At 37.8% G+C, this 19,834-nt stretch carries 17 protein-coding genes and 1 CRISPR repeat array (1 of these 18 cut by a window edge); of the genes, 4 read left to right on the top strand and 13 right to left on the bottom strand.

Annotated elements, in window-relative coordinates; translation table 11 throughout:
- Nucleotides 1-7: 7 nt before the first annotated feature.
- A complete protein-coding gene (locus P3U61_RS03200; RefSeq protein WP_015729479.1) occupies nt 8-514 on the bottom strand; it encodes a metal-dependent hydrolase in 507 nt (168 codons plus the stop codon).
- A gap of 189 nt (nt 515-703) precedes the next feature.
- On the opposite strand from P3U61_RS03200, the gene P3U61_RS03195 reads away from it, so the two are divergent.
- The gene (locus P3U61_RS03195; RefSeq protein WP_014613277.1) at nt 704-964 is read left to right on the top strand and encodes a SunI/YnzG family protein; all 261 of its coding nucleotides are present in this window, start codon (nt 704-706) and stop codon (nt 962-964) included.
- Between the two features lie 442 nt (nt 965-1,406).
- Nucleotides 1,407-2,606: an IS110 family RNA-guided transposase gene (locus tag P3U61_RS03190; RefSeq protein WP_320327912.1), complete on the top strand. Its 1,200-nt coding sequence runs from the start codon at nt 1,407-1,409 to the stop codon at nt 2,604-2,606.
- A 406-nt stretch (nt 2,607-3,012) separates the two neighbouring features.
- On the opposite strand, the gene P3U61_RS03185 is transcribed toward P3U61_RS03190, so the two are convergent.
- From P3U61_RS03185 to P3U61_RS03155, 7 genes are all read right to left on the bottom strand, one after another.
- Nucleotides 3,013-4,383: a YjiH family protein gene (locus tag P3U61_RS03185; RefSeq protein ID WP_199613451.1), complete on the bottom strand. Its 1,371-nt coding sequence runs from the start codon at nt 4,381-4,383 to the stop codon at nt 3,013-3,015.
- A 120-nt stretch (nt 4,384-4,503) separates the two neighbouring features.
- Nucleotides 4,504-5,466, bottom strand: coding sequence for a FecCD family ABC transporter permease (locus tag P3U61_RS03180; RefSeq protein ID WP_014613275.1), 963 nt, complete (start codon nt 5,464-5,466; stop codon nt 4,504-4,506).
- Nucleotides 5,463-6,488 (bottom strand): FecCD family ABC transporter permease, encoded by a 1,026-nt coding sequence (locus P3U61_RS03175; RefSeq protein ID WP_014613274.1) that lies wholly within the window; start codon nt 6,486-6,488, stop codon nt 5,463-5,465. Before P3U61_RS03175 ends, P3U61_RS03180 begins: the two co-directional genes overlap by 4 nt.
- Nucleotides 6,489-6,631: 143 nt before the next feature.
- Entirely contained in the window at nt 6,632-7,621 is a 990-nt protein-coding gene (locus tag P3U61_RS03170) for an ABC transporter substrate-binding protein (RefSeq protein ID WP_014613273.1), read from the bottom strand.
- A 69-nt stretch (nt 7,622-7,690) separates the two neighbouring features.
- A complete protein-coding gene (locus P3U61_RS03165) occupies nt 7,691-8,767 on the bottom strand; it encodes an alanine racemase (protein ID WP_015729484.1) in 1,077 nt (358 codons plus the stop codon).
- Nucleotides 8,768-8,770: 3 nt separating this feature from the next.
- On the bottom strand, nt 8,771-10,534 hold the full coding sequence (locus P3U61_RS03160; RefSeq protein WP_187525906.1) for an IucA/IucC family protein: 1,764 nt from the start codon (nt 10,532-10,534) through the stop codon (nt 8,771-8,773).
- Nucleotides 10,518-11,702 carry an MFS transporter gene (locus tag P3U61_RS03155; RefSeq protein WP_065520400.1) on the bottom strand — a complete coding sequence of 395 codons (1,185 nt, stop codon included), beginning with the start codon at nt 11,700-11,702 and terminating at the stop codon, nt 10,518-10,520. The genes P3U61_RS03160 and P3U61_RS03155 overlap by 17 nt, the downstream gene beginning before the upstream one ends.
- 100 nt (nt 11,703-11,802) lie before the next feature.
- Here P3U61_RS03155 and P3U61_RS03150 point away from each other — a divergent pair, with 100 nt between their 5' ends.
- Complete coding sequence (locus tag P3U61_RS03150) at nt 11,803-13,770, top strand: IucA/IucC family protein (protein ID WP_199613450.1); 1,968 nt, start codon at nt 11,803-11,805, stop codon at nt 13,768-13,770.
- A gap of 111 nt (nt 13,771-13,881) precedes the next feature.
- A complete protein-coding gene (locus tag P3U61_RS03145; RefSeq protein ID WP_014613268.1) occupies nt 13,882-15,027 on the top strand; it encodes an MFS transporter in 1,146 nt (381 codons plus the stop codon).
- Nucleotides 15,028-15,098: 71 nt separating this feature from the next.
- Here the strand turns inward: P3U61_RS03145 and P3U61_RS03140 are convergent, their stop codons facing one another.
- The 5 genes from P3U61_RS03140 to P3U61_RS03120 form a co-directional block, all read right to left on the bottom strand.
- On the bottom strand, nt 15,099-15,590 hold the full coding sequence (locus P3U61_RS03140; protein WP_014613267.1) for an Asp23/Gls24 family envelope stress response protein: 492 nt from the start codon (nt 15,588-15,590) through the stop codon (nt 15,099-15,101).
- A 53-nt stretch (nt 15,591-15,643) separates the two neighbouring features.
- Entirely contained in the window at nt 15,644-15,889 is a 246-nt protein-coding gene (locus P3U61_RS03135; protein WP_015729488.1) for a DUF2273 domain-containing protein, read from the bottom strand.
- 12 nt (nt 15,890-15,901) lie between these two features.
- Nucleotides 15,902-16,444, bottom strand: a complete 543-nt coding sequence (gene amaP, locus P3U61_RS03130) for an alkaline shock response membrane anchor protein AmaP (protein WP_037542471.1) — start codon at nt 16,442-16,444, stop codon at nt 15,902-15,904.
- Between the two features lie 288 nt (nt 16,445-16,732).
- A complete protein-coding gene (locus tag P3U61_RS03125) occupies nt 16,733-18,247 on the bottom strand; it encodes a BCCT family transporter (RefSeq protein WP_199613449.1) in 1,515 nt (504 codons plus the stop codon).
- A gap of 56 nt (nt 18,248-18,303) precedes the next feature.
- Nucleotides 18,304-19,314: a zinc-binding alcohol dehydrogenase family protein gene (locus P3U61_RS03120; RefSeq protein WP_020220315.1), complete on the bottom strand. Its 1,011-nt coding sequence runs from the start codon at nt 19,312-19,314 to the stop codon at nt 18,304-18,306.
- A 231-nt stretch (nt 19,315-19,545) separates the two neighbouring features.
- Nucleotides 19,546-19,834: direct repeats of the CRISPR family, unit length 36 nt; unit sequence GTTTTACCTCTTTCTAAATAAACATAGTGCTAAAAC; it runs 533 nt beyond the window's last position.

The raw sequence follows: 19,834 nt of genomic DNA, 5'->3' as shown, positions 1-19,834 counted from the left end.
TTAATCACTATTGCAAAAAGTAATTTAAAATTTGTTTCATTGTCGACTCAAACAACAAATACAATGTGACAAAACTAAAAGTAGTCGCAAGTGATAAATCTATAGTACCACCTGTTTTAAAGTGAATTGGGAAACGTATGCGAATCGGTATCGGAAAAAATAAATGTACGCCTCTCGGTGTTAACATATCTAATATCACATGTGAAAGCATACCACAAATTATACCAATCATATAGTAAATTGGTGTTTCAATCATATGTAATGCATAGTAAACCACGAGCATAAAGAGTAAAGAATGTGTAAAAGTACGATGGCCAAACAGATGTTTGATAATCAGACTGATGATAGGCAGCCGTTGTCCAATCTTACTCCGCGTATGGCATATGTCAGGAAAAATACTCGCTAAACCAGATACAACAATGCATGTGGCCATTTCAAAAATATCTAATTGGAAATGTATGCCCACTGCAGCTCCAATAAGAATACCTGCAGCAGAGTGTGTTTTGCCGGTCATGTTAACCACCTTTCTATTGATGTGTGGATTATACCATAAAACGTACAAAAACACGAACATATTTTCGTATATCCCATCAATCCTCAAATAGTATGACACATTTAACTTTCTGTAACTCATTTTATTTGAAAAAGCGGTTTCAATCAGTTACAATGAATCTACAAATAGAAATAAAGGATGTGTTTTGTAATGGCAATGACAGTAAAGAAAAATGAAGAAGAAATTCATATTCAATGGAGAGTAGCAGATATTCACATTCCTAATGACGAAATCCTAAATGTGAGTGAAGATCAAGATATTCATGCAGTACCTGAAGTAGATGCAAAAAAAGTTTATCGTATTGGTTCTACATTTGGTAAAACAAACCGTGTGATTATCGACACAAACAAACAACAATACATTATTTATACGTTTAATGATAAAAAAGTATACAATGAAGTGACGAAGTAATACTTAAAGTTATGAAATGGGATGGCTCACGCTGTCCCATTTTTTTACGTGTTTATATGAATAAGGAATCATACAAAAAGGAAACAAGTTGGGAATTAAAAACCCGTAACCTGTTTCCTTTTTATTAGCAACATTTATCAATACCCAATCATTCAATAAAAACGATTGAGTTTGGCACAAAAATTTAAAACATACTAAGATTAGCTGTGAAGAAATTTATGACGATAGATTTCTTCACAGCTATTTTTTATAGTTGTAGAGAGAAGTAGATCGCGCAGTCCCGTGGATCTTTGAATCCGTAAAAAAACTGATCAGCTTTACTCTCCTTTTGAAATTCGATTGAAGTATGTTGGGTTCTAGAAACCGTGTATAGGAAAATGAAATGAAAAAGGCTAAGTAAAGTTAAAGATTTCTCAATTCAATAAAGAAAGGTATGATTTTTATCAACTGTTTAGGTATTGATATAAGTAAGTCAGAAAGTGTGGTCGCACATTATAAGGATGAAGTTTTGGTTAAAGAAATGGTCATTCAAAATAATCAAAATGGCTATCGTTATCTTAAAAATTACATCAAGCATCTTGATTCTCTATTTATCCTCTTTGAATCAACAGGTATTTATTCAAGAGGCATGAAACGCTTTTGTGAAATTCACAAAATAGATTACTTAGAAATGAATCCCCTAGAAGCCAAGTTCAAAACGAGCTCATTAAGATCATGGAAAACAGATAAGTCAGACGCACATAAACTTGCACTTCTTGCCTTTAGAATGAAAGATTCAAAGGTACAACGTCAGTCTGAAGAGATATACTTTGAACTGAGAGAACGTGCGCGCTTTCACTTAGAAATGGAGATAAACCAAAATCGTCTCAAAGTTGAGTTAGTCGAAACACTACATCAAACATTTCCAGGGTTAGAAAAGCTATTTACTAACAGATATTCAAAAATCGCATTAAATATAGCTAAAGCATTTCCTCATCCTGATTTTGTAAGTACTTTGACTCATGATGAATTGGTGGAAAAAGTACTTCATTCAACTGATAAAGGCATTTCAGTTAATAAAGCTCACAAGTATGTCCAAAAATTAATTGAGATCAAGAATAATAGTTTTCCGAATGTGGACAAGTCTTCTTTCCTCCTACAAAAAGTCCAATACTTATGCGACAAACTGCTTATTGGGATAGAAGAAATGAAAGAATTTGATCAGGAAATGATTGACTTAGCTAAAAATACAACTGAGTTTGAAAACATTATTTCAATTCCTGGCATCGGAGAACTCACAGGTGCATTGCTTATTGGGGAACTTGGTAATATTAGAGAATTTAAAACAAATAAACAATTGAATGCATTTGTAGGTATTGATATTAAACGGTATCAATCAGGAACTTCAAAAAGTAGGGATACGATCAACAAAAGAGGAAATAAAAAAGCAAGACGTTTATTGTACTTAATCATTATGAACATTATTAGGGGAAGAAATCATTATCAAAGCCATATTGTGGATTATTATTATAAATTAAGAGAGCAGCCTCATGGGAAAACCCACAAGACTGCCGTAATAGCGAGTATCAATCGCTTATTAAAGACCATTCACTACTTGATAGTCAATAATAAATTATATGATTATCAGAAAGCACCACACTAACGCAACCATATAATCATATACATCATAACACCTTATTCAAAAAAGTAAAAATTGGACGGTCTAGTTCAGTAATGTCAATTTTAATTATTGAACCCTTGACAAATCGTAGGAAACGGGGATGGGACATAAAAAATTTTTGATGCGATTGATGCATTATGTTTGTTCTAATTGCCCTCCCCATAACTTGTGGTTTGTGATTGACATCATGGCTTTCCTATGGGTGGGTCCTTCAACTCACTGACGAAAATCCAATTTGGCTCCCACCCTATGTACACTTTAATCGAACCAAATTTAGTTAAGACAAATCCCTTGGGAACGCGAATTCAAAAGGGCAATCACATCAATACCAATAGAAAAATTTGCAAAGGTTGTGTCCTCGCCTGTTTTCTTTTGATTGCGCTTTGTTTTAGAAAAATAAATGTGCCACTAACACAATAATTGGTAACGTAATCAATGTACGGATTAAAAAGATTGCAAAAAGTTTTCCTAATCCAACTGGAATTTTTGATCCTAAAATAACGCCACCGACTTCTGATAAATAAATCAATTGACAGACACTTAATACACCGACAATGAATTGTGTCATTGAATTTTCGACACTTTCGATTAAGATAGATGGTAAAAACATGTCCGCAAAGCCGATAATCATTGTTTCAGAGGCCGCTTGTGCTTCTGGTACTTGTAACAGCTCTAAAAGCGGTACAAATGGTAATCCAATCCATGTGAATATCGGTGTGTACGTCGCCAAAATAGTTGCTAATGTACCGACAGTCATCACGACAGGAATGACGACAAGCCACATGTCCATCACCGTTTTAAAGGCTGTAACCATGTATTGTTTAAATCCAGGCGCACGATATGCTGTCAACAGTGCATCTTCATAACCTCGACGGAATGATTCTTTGTAACTGTATTGCTTTTCTGGTCTTTCTTCAGCTGTTGCACCATCTGAATAACGGTCTTCTACATAGCGCAAAGGCCAAATTCTAGGCATAATGAGTGCTGCGATGAAACAGGCTAACACGACTGTCCCATAAAAAAGTGCGAAACGATGAATTAAGCCAATCGTTTCTACTATTACAATCGCAAATGTTAATGAAACGACACTGAACGTCGTCGCAATGACTGTAGCTTCTCGTCGTGTATAATACCCTTCATCATATTGTTTGCTCGTAATCATCACGCCGACTGTGCCATCACCGATAAATGATGCGAGGTTGTCTACAGTTGAACGTCCTGGAAGTGTAAACAACGGTCGCATAACAGGTCTGAAAATCGGACCTAAAAACTCTAGTAAACCGTATTCAAGCAATAATGGTAAAAAGATTGCCGCAAAGAAGAATACTGCGACTAGCGTTGGGAGCAATCCTGTAAAAATAAGACCTCCCGTATCTTCTGAATATACCCATGAAAATCCTTTGTTTAAAAATGTCATACAAACGATAATGATCGCCAGCATCCGAATGACAAACCATGGCCATGTCACAATAAATGCATTCGCTCTAAAGCTATTCTTCGGTATACGATGCTTTAAAACGGTACTACATAATATCGTCAAAATCCCTGAAACGATAATAATCAGCAAAATGATCCATGGAATCGCTGGTCCGAGTATCGCTTGAAATTGTTTTGCTAAAAATGCAATAGGTAACGTTGTCGTACGTTTCCCATCTTCTATCACAGGGAGTGGAATTAAAAACAGCACAATTCCAATGAGTGAAAGAACAATAAATTTCAATCTCCCTGTATTTTTTTCTTTCTGATTCAAATCTTCCATTTCCTCCCGCCTTCTCCCCTTAGTATCAGACAGTTCAACAATTGATATAAATTATACAAAATCTCCTATATATATGCAATATTCAATCAAACACAAACGGTTTTATTGCAAGTTTATCCGTTACATTTTTCGTAACACATAAAGGAAATATGGTGCACCAATAATCGCAATCAACACGCCGACTGGTATATCAATAGGCGGTGCAATGATACGTGCCAAACCATCCGCAATAACCATTAATAATGCACCTACTAATCCTGACATCGCAACGATATGACGGTGTTGGTGACCAACAAGACTTCTTGCAATGTGTGGCGCAATGAGTCCTAAAAAGCTTAATCCACCAACTACAGAAATTGCTGCACCTGCCAACATCACGGATGTGAAGAGTAAAATCATTTTCGTGCGTTGTACATGCGTACCCAACGCCGTCGCAACTTCTTCTCCTAAATGTAAAATATCGAGCTTTCTCGCATATAAGAAAATGACAGGAATCGCTACAATCAGCCAAGGTAAAATAGTCAACACATGGTCCATCGAACGACCGAAAAGACTGCCGGTTAACCATACAAGTGCAATGTTGGCTTCCATAGGGTTACGGATGAGTAAGTATTGTACTAACGCCATCGCAACAGCACCAATTGCCATCCCGATCAGCGCCAGTTGTGAACCTTTAATCCCCTGCCAACTAATCAACAGGGATAAAATGAGACTGATGACTAATGCCCCAATAAATGAAGCAACTGGAAGCACAAATAAAGGCGCAGTCGGGAACACAATAATGACAATAACCGCCGCTAAACTTGCCCCTTTCGTAATCCCAATAACATCCGGTGACGCAAGAGGATTTCGAATGACACCTTGAATGACTGCACCCGAAATCGCTAATGCCGCTCCGACTAATATACCGAGTAACATACGGGGTACTCTAAATTCACTTAATATAAAGTTGTCACCTGACCATACTTCTTTTATTACCGCAATCGGTGAAATCCAAACCGCACCTGCACTTAAACTTAGGATGGCGCCCACAATAAGAAGTCCGATGATTAAACTATAGCGTCTACCAAAATGAATATTCATCGTGTTTTCACTCCTCTCATTGTAATCCATAAGAAGTATAACGCGCCGACAAAGGATGTTACGATGCCGACTGGTGATTCGAATGGAAAGGCAATTAAACGGCTAATGACGTCAGAAATCAATAATAAATTAGCCCCCATAATCATAGACAATGTAATGATTAAAAAATAATTCCGGTTCAAATAATGTTTGACGATATGTGGCACGATGAGACCAACGAAACCTATAGGGCCTGCAATAGACACACTCGCACCTGCTAAAATGATGACGAGTAGTCCAGCTAAGGCACGAATGCGTTTCGTATTTTGGCCGAGACCTGTTGCCAACTGATCCCCTAGATTTAAAATCGCAAGTTGACGCCCTAGTAACAGTGCGGCGATAAGTCCACCGATGATCCACGGTAAAACTTGGAATATTTGCGGCCATTTAATCGTATGCAACGCACCGACAAGCCAAAACATCACTGTTGTCGTAGCATCTTCATTTAACAATATGATACCTTGCGTTAAGCTTGTGAAAAATAAGTGGATCGTCATCCCTGCAAGTGCTAATTTTACGGGCGTCATTCCTTTAGTCGTATCAGCAAGTGTATAAACGGTAAAGCCTCCGATAAATGCACCGACAAAGGCAAACACTACAGTATTATCAGCTAATGCAGGGAGAAAAACAGTAATGAGGACGACTATAAACGAAGCGCCCGCATTGACACCGAAAATTTGTGGGGAAGCAAGTGGATTGCGTGTAATCGCTTGCATTAGTACCCCTGCAACAGCCAATGCGGCGCCAATCATCGCACTTGCAATCATCCTTGGCATTCGTACGTTATGTATTAAAAATGTTGCTTTTGTTGTTTTCAGATGAAAGAAATAATCTAACATCGATTGAAAAGAAATTTTTGATGAACCGATTGCAAGATTTAAATAAACTGCAAAAATAAGAAAGCACACGCTTACAATAAACGTAAGCGTAGTGCGTCTTCTTTGGTGATGTTCATCATTTAATTTTGTATTTAACTTTGACATAACAAATCACCTTTTATATTCAATGACATGAGCTTGGGATACTTACATTTTAGCCCGTTCATCTATCATGCACGTAAACTCATTAGAATCGTACATTGAACGAACTCACTTAATGCGTTAATTTTTCTATCCCTATCGAACTCCTACTTGTCGTTGCTTTCCTTTTTAGAAATTTCAACAAGTTCTTTTGCAATTTCTTCTGAAGAGATTAATCCTCTTGATTTTGCCCATGTTTGACGATCAACAACATGAACGCGATTATTTTTAACCGCTTCGATTTGACTCCAAACTGGGTCTTTTTTCATTTTAGCGTAATATGGATCATTTTCGCCATTCACCATAATAAACATACGCTCAGGGTTCACTTCAGCTAATTGTTCTGAGTTCATATTTAAGTATGGTGCGTTTAAGTATTCAGGTAATTGATCTGCAACTTCTTTAGTTAATGCTTCTTTGAAACCAAGGTCACGCAAAAATTGACCAACATATGATTTGTCAGAGTGTGCTAAAAAACCTGATTGAGAAATTACAGCTGGTAAAACTTTTTTGTCTTTATCCATTGTAACTTGTTTCGTGTACTTATCAATTTTTTCTTCATGTTCTTTTAATCGTTTGTCAGCTTGATCTTCTTTAGATAATGCTTTGGCGATAGTTTTGAACGCTTCGATATTGTCTTTGTAGTCAGAATCTAGACTTGGTAATAAAATAGTTGGTGCAATTTTACTTAATTGCTCATAGTTCCCTTTATGACGGTTATTATCCGCAATAATTAAATCAGGTTTAAGTTCACTAATGACTTCTAAGTTAGGTTGTTTACGTGCACCTACTGATTTGTAATCACCCACTTTATCGCGAAGTGGATCGATAAGGTTTGATTTTTTACCATCATCCGCGATCCCCACTGGTTTCACACCTAATGCGACTAAAGCATCCACAAATGAATATTCTAAAGCGACAACTCTTTTAGGCTCTTTGTCAATTTTAGTTGTGCCACCGTCGTGCTTAATTTCAACACTTTTTGTACCTTCTGACTTCTCTTTTGACTTGTCAGTATCACTTACATTGCCACAAGCTGCAACAATGATCATTACAGCAATTAGGGCGACAATCCCCCACCATTTCTTTGTTTTCACTATTCTGCCACTCCTTTGAACTATGTTTTTCAAATACATTTTAATAATAGTTGATAACGATTCTCAATGTCAATACTGTTTGATAAAATTATTCTTTTTGATATCGACAAATCCCCTTACCAATTGCTCAATGCCCAAATCTTCTTCATAACTTCTCGGAATATGTTGCATATGCATGCTATGTGCGAGCGCGCTATAATCTAAGTGGAACTCAATCTTGTCGCCAAGTTGATAATAATCTGCAAGTCCTAGATTCATCATGAGTGTATCGCTAGAGTGACCGACAATTTTAAGCTGATGATCTACAGGTTGAATACCAGCAATAACGGTGTCGAGCTGTCCAATATCGACTAAAGCTTGCATATAAGATTGACGTGTTTCAAGGTTTAAGCGCGGTTTAATCTCTAAAATACGCCCACTTAATGTCACTGCATTATCAAATAAATACGGCAAGCGCATGTTATAAGCCGTCTCATAGCCTCTAAATAGTGCTTCACCGATTCGTAATTCATTAATACGTCCGAGATCCGCATACATTGCTAGTGTCAACATGCTCGAATTCCCACCTGAAATCGTCTTGAATTTCACGCCTGTGTCTCGTTCAACTGATTCTATAAAATAATTGATATACACAATATCTTCTTCAGTCGGTGGAATTTGACGGAAACACATGAAGTTAAATGACAGTCCCTTTAAATAGACCCCTTTTAAGCGAATAATTTCTTTAATGAGTGGCACAACTTCATATGTGAGTGCACCTTCTCGCCCGTCTTTCCAATCGACCATTAAATAAATATGATGTTTTACGCCTTGTGCAACCGCTTCGTCACTGAGCGCGCGAATCGTCTCCAGTTCTGTTTGGATGCTGATTTGACTATAGCGAACAACATCGTGGATTTCATTTGGCAGTGCCCCTTTAATCATCATATCGTGTTCAGTGGGATGTTGTTCATTCGTCATCATCGCTGTTAACCGTGATTCAGCCAAAGTGTTAAAACCCATTTCACGAAACTGTTGACGCACTTTGGGATCGCCACCCATACACTTCGTCACTGGAATCATACGTATCCCTTGTTCTGCAAGCATGTGCTGTAAAACCATCGCATTATATTTAATTTTACTCAGATTAATGTGTATTTGAGGCATAAACTACAGCTCTCTTTCTAAAGGATTTTTTATGTCTATTTGCACGTATTGTTTTACTTTTTGTTCCATTCTCATATTAAGTAACGCTTTAACGGTCATCTTCTCACCGAATAAAATACGTTTTAGCGCATCTGCATGTGGACGTGTTGGATCAATGGATGCCTCGATTTCTGCTGCTGCGATAGTATACAATGTCGCTTCGTCAATTTGATGTTTATGATGGAAATGATGAATCAAAGTACCGAGTTGATTTTGAATAACTGCATGCTGAAACTTTGCGATGACTGCTTCAATCTTATCACTCACTAAGCTGTCGTTCGTAATTTCAAAATCAGGGACCGTTTGTTTTAATGTTTCAGGATAAATCCGCGAACCTCCTAAGTCACGTACAATAAAGGACAGTGTCTCATTTTCTTTATCCATTTGCAGAATTGTATTTTGTTGATGTGCTTCTAACGCGATACCGTATTGTTGAATATACGCAATGAGTGGCGGAATCAGTGCTTCCATGTATTGACGCATAAACTGCTGTATCGTTTCCCCATTCATGTCCCCGTATAGATACTCAATCAAACTATCGACGACGACTTGGCCATCGACAGGATTTACTTGCGTCAGAACAGCTGTCACAAGTTGCGTATAGTCATGTGTATGCACTTCAGGAGAATGACGCACAATCATCGCAAACTGACGTGCTAAATCTGCTTCCACATCAATATGCGCGCCATACGGTTCACTTGCAACAGTCAAGGTCGGATAAATGTCTAACATGTCTTGTAATTGATAACTGAGTTTAGGACCATCGACCGTCGTCACAGTCGAAACAGTACGCACAGCACTCGTTGCTTGAACGTTAACAGGTAATTTCACATGATATGGGTAATGCAGTAAGCGCATCGTTCTAAATGATAATGTCGCTTTCGAATCTACTGTAAATGGGGTTGGAATAACGTCGTGTTGCGCAATCATGGTTTTAAACCGCGTCGTAATCACATTGGTATATTGCCATGGATGAACGAGTATAATCCGATAATCATCCAACGTCCCCTCATATGTTTGCATCCATTGTCTTAATTGACTTTCTTTATCTGGGAACATCTTTCTCAATACGAAATCCTCTTCACCAGTCATTGTTGTACTTTTTAATATCGCTTTACGTACGAGTACCATTTTTAATGGAATGATTTTCATAAATTCTGGCGCATATTGTTGAATTTCTTCTGCATTGAGTGGCAATTTCGTCTTCGTTAATGGATGTGACGGGTGCCCTTCCCAAACCATACCTTCCGTGTAACCAAGTACTGAAAATAATTCATCACCATTCATATGATTTAACCATGCAATAAAGTTCAGCGTGTCTGGCATGCGTGAAAATTTTAACGAATGCCGCATCACACGTTCACGTTGACGCAGCTGTTGATAGCTCAGTTCAAGACCGAGACGACTATGTAGCAACTCTTCAACCAATTGATCGTGAAACGTTATGCCAAAATGCGTGCCTAAAATCTCTATCAATTGTTCTACTGTTTCAATCGTGACGTCCTCCGTGCCAACACGATAAACAATAGGACCGCTCAATTCGAGTTGGTATAACGTACTTATCGTCTCATATTGAACTGCTAACACATGTTGATGATACTGAATCATGACTTGATTTTGTTTGAATTGAAGTTGTGTTTTTTCAGGAAATAATTGTTCTTTCATACATGCGATGAGAATCCGATATTGAATATTTTGATCTGCATTCAGTTTATGCGTGAGTGTCATGAACTGTCTTGCCTCCATTCATCTTAAAATTTGTTAAAAAGCCTAAAATTGCAATGATGGTCGTCGCGCCACCCATAACTAAAAAGGTCGTCGTAATACCAATCAACTCTGTAAAATAACTGAGCAACATTGCGCCAAGTGGAATCATCCCTCTATCCATCATAATGACGCTTAAAATTTTACCTCTACTCTCTTGTTCAACATCATTTTGAAAGTAAATGCGATTCGTCGTTCGTGCAAACTGACCAAAGAGCCCAACGAAAAAGATCATTAAAAATAAGCCTATTTCGCCAAGAGGGTATAATAAAAGTAACGCAATACCAAACAGTATCGAACTGAGATAATAACAATTGTCAGTTGAAAATTTTTGTAGTACATAAGGAATCGTGAGCGTTGCTAATATACCACCTATTGCACTCACTGTCATCGCTGTACCAAATACCGATGCGCTATTAGGATATACCTCGTCTGTTAAAATCGGTAACATTGTGGTATAAGAATAACCCATCGCCATGATGAGTAGCGACGTCATAAAAATTCTTCTCCCTTGCAAATGCAGTTTAAAATATTGCATCGCGACAGCTATTGAAAATTGCTTGTTTTTAACAGGTTTAACGACTGCCAATTTTAACGGAAGGCTTGAAACGAGTGCAAGTGCATAACAAATCGTTTGTACGACAAATGCAATCGGCACATCATACACTGCAATGATAAAGCCCGCCACAGCAGGTCCGATTGAGCGACAAACATTTAACAAAAAGGAATGATATGAAACAGCTTTAGAAACAGAAAGTCTTTCGGAGATGTCGGGTAGCACAGCTTGTCTCACCGGTGTTTCAATGGCACTCATACAACCGCGCAAACAGGCATATATGTATAAATAAAACATGGGTATGTCATTCATGAACAATACACATACCGTTAAAGTACCTGTAATGACCATCGAACTGGTCACAGTCATTTTAATCAGCGTTGAACGACGGTAACGATCAGCAATACTGCCTGCCCATAAACTTAAAATGAAAATCGGTGCAAGTCTAAAGAAGTTGATGAGTGCAAGGTCCATTGGGTTTTCATTGAGTTGATAAGCATACCAGTTGAGTGCAATCTGACCAATCCAATTCCCTAAAAATAGTAAAAAGGTACTCGGAAAAAACCATTTTGCCAAAATATTCACCTTCTTTAATTGATAATGATTCTCATTTCCGATATTATGGATTATACGAATCCTTTTCGTATTTGTAAAATAAAATGAATGAGGTGTCGTCATGAAAACGGAACAAAATCATCTGAGTATGATGGAGAAAGACTTTACAAAAGATGAAATGGAAAATTATCAAGCAGTTCTCCAATTTGATTCGAACTGGGCTACACAATTTAAACGCCACGTTTTAGTAGGTCGTGACAAAATCACAGCACGACTGATGGCATCACTGTATCGTGAAAACTTGGTTGGAAGTTATACCCATAGCACGTTTATACAAGCAGAACAGTTTGCGCACTCTGCTATTCCATCCGGCGAACTACTTATGATTCACTTTACATATGGTCAGCTCACGTTATATGCCCGTGTCATCAGTCATCACGCATTTAACCGTGTTGATGTGACAGGACCGTTTTATTGGAGAACAGCAGATGGAGAGGACCGTCGCGTATTGCATCCTAACGAAGTACTTGATGTCATCATTAATGAAGACACACGCTATCAAGGAGCAGCCGCAGAACAGTTTCGTGATGATATGGAGAATAGTGCCGCACATATGGCTCTGGCGCTGAGTTACCAAGCACAACATCCATTAAAAGACGCGCCATCATTACTTGATTATATAGAAGCACAGGATGATCCTTACTTAACTTCTGAGCAACTCGTTGTTGAAGGGCATCCGTTACATCCTGGTGCAAAATTACGTAAAGGCATGTCCGCACAAGAAACCATTGATTACTCCTCAGAATATCAACACGCGATGCTGATGCAGTTCATACTTGTTCATCATGATGTCGCACGTACAATGGCACAACATGGCACATATGCAGAAGCGGTCTATCATGCATTTGACGGGTTGAAGTCAGTTGCGTTACAAGCGATAGGTTCGGATGCGCCACTAGAAGATTATATGCCTTTGATCGTTCATCCGTGGCAATATGAACATATTATTCGCACAGAATACCAACACGAACTTGATACAAAAGCAATCATCCCGTTAGATTATACAAAATCATATTATGCAGGATTGTCTTTTCGCACATTAATGCCTAAAAAGCCTGACGTTTCACCCCATATTAAGCTTTCAACTAATGTGCACATTACTGGCGAGATCCGTACTCTGTCAGAACAGACGACGCATAACGGACCTTTAATGACCAACATTTTAACCGACATTTCAGCACGAGATGCACTTTTCAACAACGTCTCAACTTCACCAGTACCAGAAATTGCCGGCGCTCATTTTTATCAACCGAAAGACAGTCACCCTGATGAACAAGAACGACGTAGCGAACAGTTAGGCACGCTATTTAGACAAAATATTTATGACATGATTGACAGTGAGCGCTTGCCAGTTATTCCATCAAGTCTAGTCGTCACACATCCAGAAACAGCGTGTCCACTTATCGTCGAATTGGTTGAACGTTTTAGGCAAACAAATGACACCACAACAGACATCGACGTACGTGCACAGTGGTTTAAAACATACGCCGCTTCACTCATTGATTACGTCGTGCCACTATTAGTGAAATACGGTATCGCATTAGAAGCACATTTACAAAACACGATTGCTGTATTTGAGCCAAGTACTGGCGCCTTTTCACATATGCTCATCCGTGACTTTGAAGGCTTACGCATCGATGCAGAACAGTTAGCACAAATGGGCTATGATACGTCTCATTTCCATGAAAAATCACGAATACTGACGAAGAGTCAAACATCAGTGTTCAACAAAGCCTTTTACTCAACGATTCAAAATCATCTCGGTGAACTCGTCGCAGTGCTCTCACGCTTTTATGATGATGTTGCACTCGAAAACACGTTATGGTCTATCGTTCGTCAACAAATCGAACAATGTTTTGACAAGCTTGAAGCCGCTGACATTAATCCAGAACGTTTAGCCCACATGCAAAACGTATTCTTTAATGAAAAGATTGATTATAAATGTGTGACAACGATGCGGTTAATGGATGAAGCACATGAATACACATATATTAAAGTCGACAATCCACTTTCAAAATCATTGATTTAAAAGTAGCACAATAACATATTTCTACTAAAGATTGAGTCAAAAGTATTTCTTATCCTATGTAATTGTATTAAAATAACTTATAGACAAAAATTACATTTGAGGAGAATGACTATGACAATCATGCGTACCTTAACGTTTATGTTAAGTATTTTTATCGTAGGAATGGTTGAAATGGTTGTCGCTGGCATTATGAATCTGATGAGCGCAGATTTAAATATATCAGAAGCATGGATCGGTCAACTCGTGACGATTTATGCTTTTACTTTTGCTTTAACAGGTCCTATTTTAGTGAAACTTACCGAAAAATATTCACCTAAAAGTGTGTTACTATCAGCGATTGCCTTTTTCGTAATAGGAAATTTGATGATTGCACTCTCCCCTAACTTTACGATTTTAATTATCGGTCGTATCATTTCGTCAGCAGCCGCTGCATTGATCGTCGTTAAAATACTTTCCACAACTGTCGTATTAGCGCGACCTGAAAACCGTGGTAAAATGTTAGGCATTGTGTATACAGGGTTTAGTGCATCCAACGTATTCGGTGTTCCGATTGGTACATTAATTGGCGATTGGGCAGGATGGCGTTTTACATTCGGGCTCATCATCTTAGTCGGATTGATTGCAGGCGTACTGCTCACGATTTATTTGCCAAAAGAAGTAAAATCATCCCTACAGCCTACGCAAAATCATACTAGCCGAATTTTAGACAAAGGAGAAGTGACAAAACTCCTATCGATTACTTTTATATTATTAACAGCAAATTCAGTGGCTTATATTTACATTAATCCACTCATTTTATCTGGCGGACATAACATCCAATTTGTCTCTCTCGCCCTACTCATAATCGGTATCGCGGGCATGCTGGGGACATCCATGGGGGGGTTCTTTACAGATAAACTGTCATTTAAAACATGGCTGTTAGTGAGTGGTGGAGCCTTTGTCATCGTCATGCTCGTTTTAAATCAACTTTGGACAGCATCTACTATTTTACTGATTGCTTTATTCATTTGGCATATTATTCAGTGGAGTACCAATCCAGCGGTACAATCCGGGCTCATTGATCAAGTAGAAGGGGATAACAGTCAAGTGATGAGTTGGAACATGTCTGCGTTGAATGCGGGTATCGGTTTTGGTGCCTTACTTGGTGGTTTAATCGTGTCACATATCGATTTACATGCGACGATTTATTTCGCTGCCGGTATTGGCTTCATCGGCTTTATCATTATCGTAATGTTGAAGAAAAAACGCGTCGCTTAGACTTGATTAACAAAGATATAAAAAAGGGAGGTATACGCCATATTCCAGCGTATACCTCCCTTTTTTATATCTTATTGTAAACCTTTGTTCTCGTTTTGATCTTTGTTTTTCTCATGCTTTTGTTGCCATTCTTTACGTGTCATCACGTCATCCACTTGCATGTTAACTTCAACCACGTCTAAACCAGTAATGTGTTTCACTTGTTCTTTAATTAATTCTGTTACTTTACGAAAGATTTTCGGCGCAGATTCACCATATTCTAAAATAACTTTCAAGTCGATTGCTGCTTGTTTTTCGCCAACTTCAGCAGATACACCTTGTGTCACATTGTTGCCACCTGAGAATGAACCGCTAATGCTATCCACAAAGCCGCCTTTCATATCTAAAATACCACGAACTTCACGTGCTGCAATCCCTGCAATTTTTTCTACAACTTCATCAGAGAAAGTTAAGCTATTTGAAAATTGTTGTCCTTGATTATCTTCACGTTGTTGTCTTTCTTTTTCATTCACGCCTGTTTCTCTATTGTAACTTTCTTTTACTTTATTATTTTCAACTGTCATTTCAAAAACTCCTTTATTATTTATTTTATTTTTCTTTTTCCATGATTATTGAATTAACTTAACCGATTAAGTAAATTTAAGAAATCTTGTGTACGGTCTTTAATATACCCCACACCAATACCGATTAAACATAATACGATGATTAAAATCGTTTTCCAAAAGCCAAGTGTTAAAAACAAGATGGCAATAATGAGGAAGAAGAAAAACCCAATGATACGCCATTTGTAGCTTTGTAATAGCTTCGCAAATTGCTCTACTGAATCTCGCTCACTTTGACCGTTTCGATTTTCATTAGACATAGGACCCCTCCTTTACACGACTCGTGGACCATTGTCTCTTTTTTGGTCACGGACATTGACTTTAACTGATTTGACATGCAATTCTGAGAAACGTTCAACGCTCTCTTTAATGTCTAATCTTACTTGTTCAACGAGTGATGGAACATTCGCCGATTCTGATGGAACAATAAAATCTGTTGTAATATCAATGAAACTGCTCTTTTTCTTGTTATAAAGTTTTGATACGACGTTCGGTTGACGAACCTCATCATATTTCGAAAGCGTATCATAAACCGTGTTTTCGATAGACTTACGTGAAATATAAATATGGCCGTCTGAATAATCTTTATAAAGCCCCGGTTTACGATATGTGGGTTTGAAAGCTCTTAAGAATAAAATCAAACCGATAAGAATAAGTAATCCAGCTAGACCAATTAATAAGGGTTGGAACCAATTAAACTGATAAAAGTAATCTTGATACTCTTTGATTGGCTGATAATCAATATACATAAATAACAAGAAACCTACGATAATGACTATCAACAAGCCAAGAATAAAATTTTTGATTCGTGTCATAATCAAATGCCACCTCCTATTCAATTGTTTACATCAGGTATATACCCTCATTTTTAACAGAAAAACTAAATTTTTGTCATATTTCCAAAAAATTTATTTGTTATTTTGTATCTAAGTTTTTTCGATATAATTATGTTTACATTTTTTTGCTTAAAAGAAATATTGAAAAAGATATTGTTATCATTGAATCGCAGTCAATCAATTGCACGTCATTTTTTAAGAATTAGATACCATTAAAAAAAGAAGTGAAACTGTTATCTAACAATTTCACTTCTTAATGTTTAGTGATCATTTTCTTTTACTTAATCGTGGTCGTTCTGCAGCAAGGGCTTTGAATAATGACCAAATCATAAAGATAATCACAAATGAGAAAGGGAGCGCCGCAATAATTAATAAATTTTGAATAGCTTGCGTTCCACCTGTCAGTAACATAATGAATGCAAAAAGTGCGAGCATAATGCCCCAACTGACTTTCACCCAACTGCCTGGATAATTGTCACCATTTGTACTGAGCATACCGAGCACATAAGTCGCTGAATCTGCTGATGTCACGAAGAAAATCATCACGACCACGAGTGTGACAATACTCATGACGAAGCCAAGTGGAAAATGTTCCAACGTCGCAAACGTGGCTGTCTCAATCGCTTCACCCGCAATATTCGCAATACCATTATCCTGTAAATAAATAGCTGATGCGCCAAATACTGAAAAGAAAATGAAACAGACGAGTGATGGTACGAATAACACACCTATGATAAATTCTTTAATCGTTCGCCCTCTTGAAACACGCGCGATGAAAATACCTACAAATGGTGCCCATGAAATCCACCATGCCCAATAAAAGACCGTCCAGTTTTGAATCCATTGTGACTTTTCTGGATTGTTAATCGTTAAACGTAAACTCATATCGAAAAAGTGTGCAATGTAATGACCTAAACTATTCGTAAACATGTTTAATATGTAAAGCGTCGGCCCAATGATAAAAACAACTACGAGCACGATAAAAGCAAGAATCATGTTAATATTACTTAACATTTTAATTCCTTTACTTAGTCCAGACCATGTCGACCAAATAAATAACGCCGTCGCCATAATGATGATCAAAATTTGTGTTGTGAAGTTGGCTGGAATATTAAATATGAAATTTAAACCTTCACTAATTTGAAGCGCACCGAAACCTAATGTTGCCGATACACCTGTTACTGTCGCAATAACCGCAAGTATGTCTAACAATTTGCCAAGCGGTCCTTGCATCTGTTTTTCACCAAACAGCGGTGTTAACGTCGCACTCACTAATCCAGGATAGCCTTTATGAAAGTTGAAATATGCAAATGCCAACGCAACGATCGCGTAGACCGCCCATGCATGAATGCCCCAATGAAAAAAGGCGAATTGTAAACTGTCATCAATAGCCGCTTGCGTTCCAGCTTGATGAATAGGTGTCGCCGTGTAGGCATGTGAAATAGGTTCAGCTGTCGTCCAAAATACTAAACCAATCCCCATTCCTGCACTAAACAACATCGCAAACCATGATTTTAATGAAAATTCCGGCTCTTCCCCTTCTTCACCTAATGTAATCTGACTGTATCTCGAAAAAAGTAAATAAACGCAAATCAAGAAAATAGCCAATAACAATAATAAATAGTACCAACTAAAATTTTGGCCAATCCAAGTAGTGATCGATTGCGTCGTTTCTTCCATCTGTTTTGGAAAAATTGCGCCAACTAGGACGAATAAACTACATAACAGTAACGATATCCAAAACACGAGACTCACATGTTTCTTTTTCTTTGTTTGTTTCATGACTTTAACTTCCCCTTAATCGTTAGTTAACAGTCATATTCCCTCTTCTGTGCAATTTATTCAACAATTTCAATGACAAGTTTGCCGATATGCGATTGTGCTTCCATCATTTCATGCGCTTTCAATACATTTTCCGGCGTTAAACCTGTTAAGACTGAATTTAAAGTCGTTTGATATTGACCTGCATCGACTTTTGCAGTTACATCTTCTAAATATTTGCGATACATCCCTTCGTCGACACCATGAATTGCACGCGCAAACATAAATTCATGCGTAAACGTAATGCTTTTCTGTTTCAAAGCATTCAAATCTTGATTCTTATTAAACGCAACAATCGTCGCAATATGACCTCTAGGCTGTACTAAGTCAATCATCACATCGTAATAGTGGTCTGTATCATATGTACAGAAAATGTAATTGGGACGTGACAAGTTTTGATCATCAAATTGTTTAGCTAAATCTTCTTTATGATTTAACACAACATCTGCCCCCATCTTTTTAGACCAAGCATTTGTTTCTGGACGAGATGCCGTAGTGACCACCGTCAAACCATACGTCTTCGCTATTTGCGTGGCGATACTTCCAACACCGCCTGCACCGTTAATGATGAACAACGTCTTACCTTGGTTCTGTTGAGGATTTGGAGAAATGTTGAATACATCGAACAATGTTTCGTAAGCCGTAATCGCTGTTAAAGGTAACGCCGCCGCTTCAGCGAATGACAATGTTTTCGGCATATGCGCTAAATAATTTTCATTCACGAGCTGATACGTCTGATTTGAGCCATCTCGTTGATTCGATCCTGAATAATATACTCGGTCACCCGGTTTGAAATCCGTAACCGCATCGCCGACCGCTTCAACCACACCTGCCGCATCAAAACCTAGGACACGTGCCTCAGCATTTAACGGGGCTTGCCGCATTTTCGTATCAACCGGATTGATCCCTGTTGCGTACACTTTGATTAAAATATCATGCGCCTCTGGTGTTGGGAGCTCACGCGATACTTTTTCAAACTTTTGACCTTCTGCTAATTGGAACGGTTGAGTTGCAATAATTGCTTCCATAGATTTCCCCTGCTTTCTATTTATTTTATGAACAATTTATACCTATTATAACATGGTGGCACAATCGAGAGATTCGTACAACATTTCGTATAAACACAAAAAGCCCACAATGCCTCTTATTTATTTTGAAGGCATAGTGAGGTTGATGTACGATTATAAAGAAGGTTGATGATGTTTTCTAAATAAACATAGTGCTAAAACACGCGTAAAAACATGACAAATGGCACGTTGGTTTTACTTCTTTCTAAATAAATATAGTGCTAAAACGCAACAGAAGTTACTCAAAATATTCCACAGGTTTTACTTCTTTCTAAATAAACATAGTGCTAAAACACTGAAAAACAAATTGAATATGCTCAATATGTTTTACCTCTTTCTAAATAAACATAGTGCTAAAACTGATACTATTAAAAGTTTCCTCATCTATTTGTTTTACCTCTTTCTAAATAAACATAGTGCTAAAACGATTACATCATTCACGTGTTAACAGAGTTCGTTTTACCTCTTTCTAAATAAACAT

Source organism: Staphylococcus pseudintermedius, from assembly GCF_034042775.1.
In the GTDB taxonomy this organism is placed as follows: Bacteria; Bacillota; Bacilli; order Staphylococcales; family Staphylococcaceae; genus Staphylococcus; species Staphylococcus pseudintermedius.
Note: the sequence above shows the minus strand (reverse complement) of the source record. Positions and strands in the feature narration are given on the sequence as shown.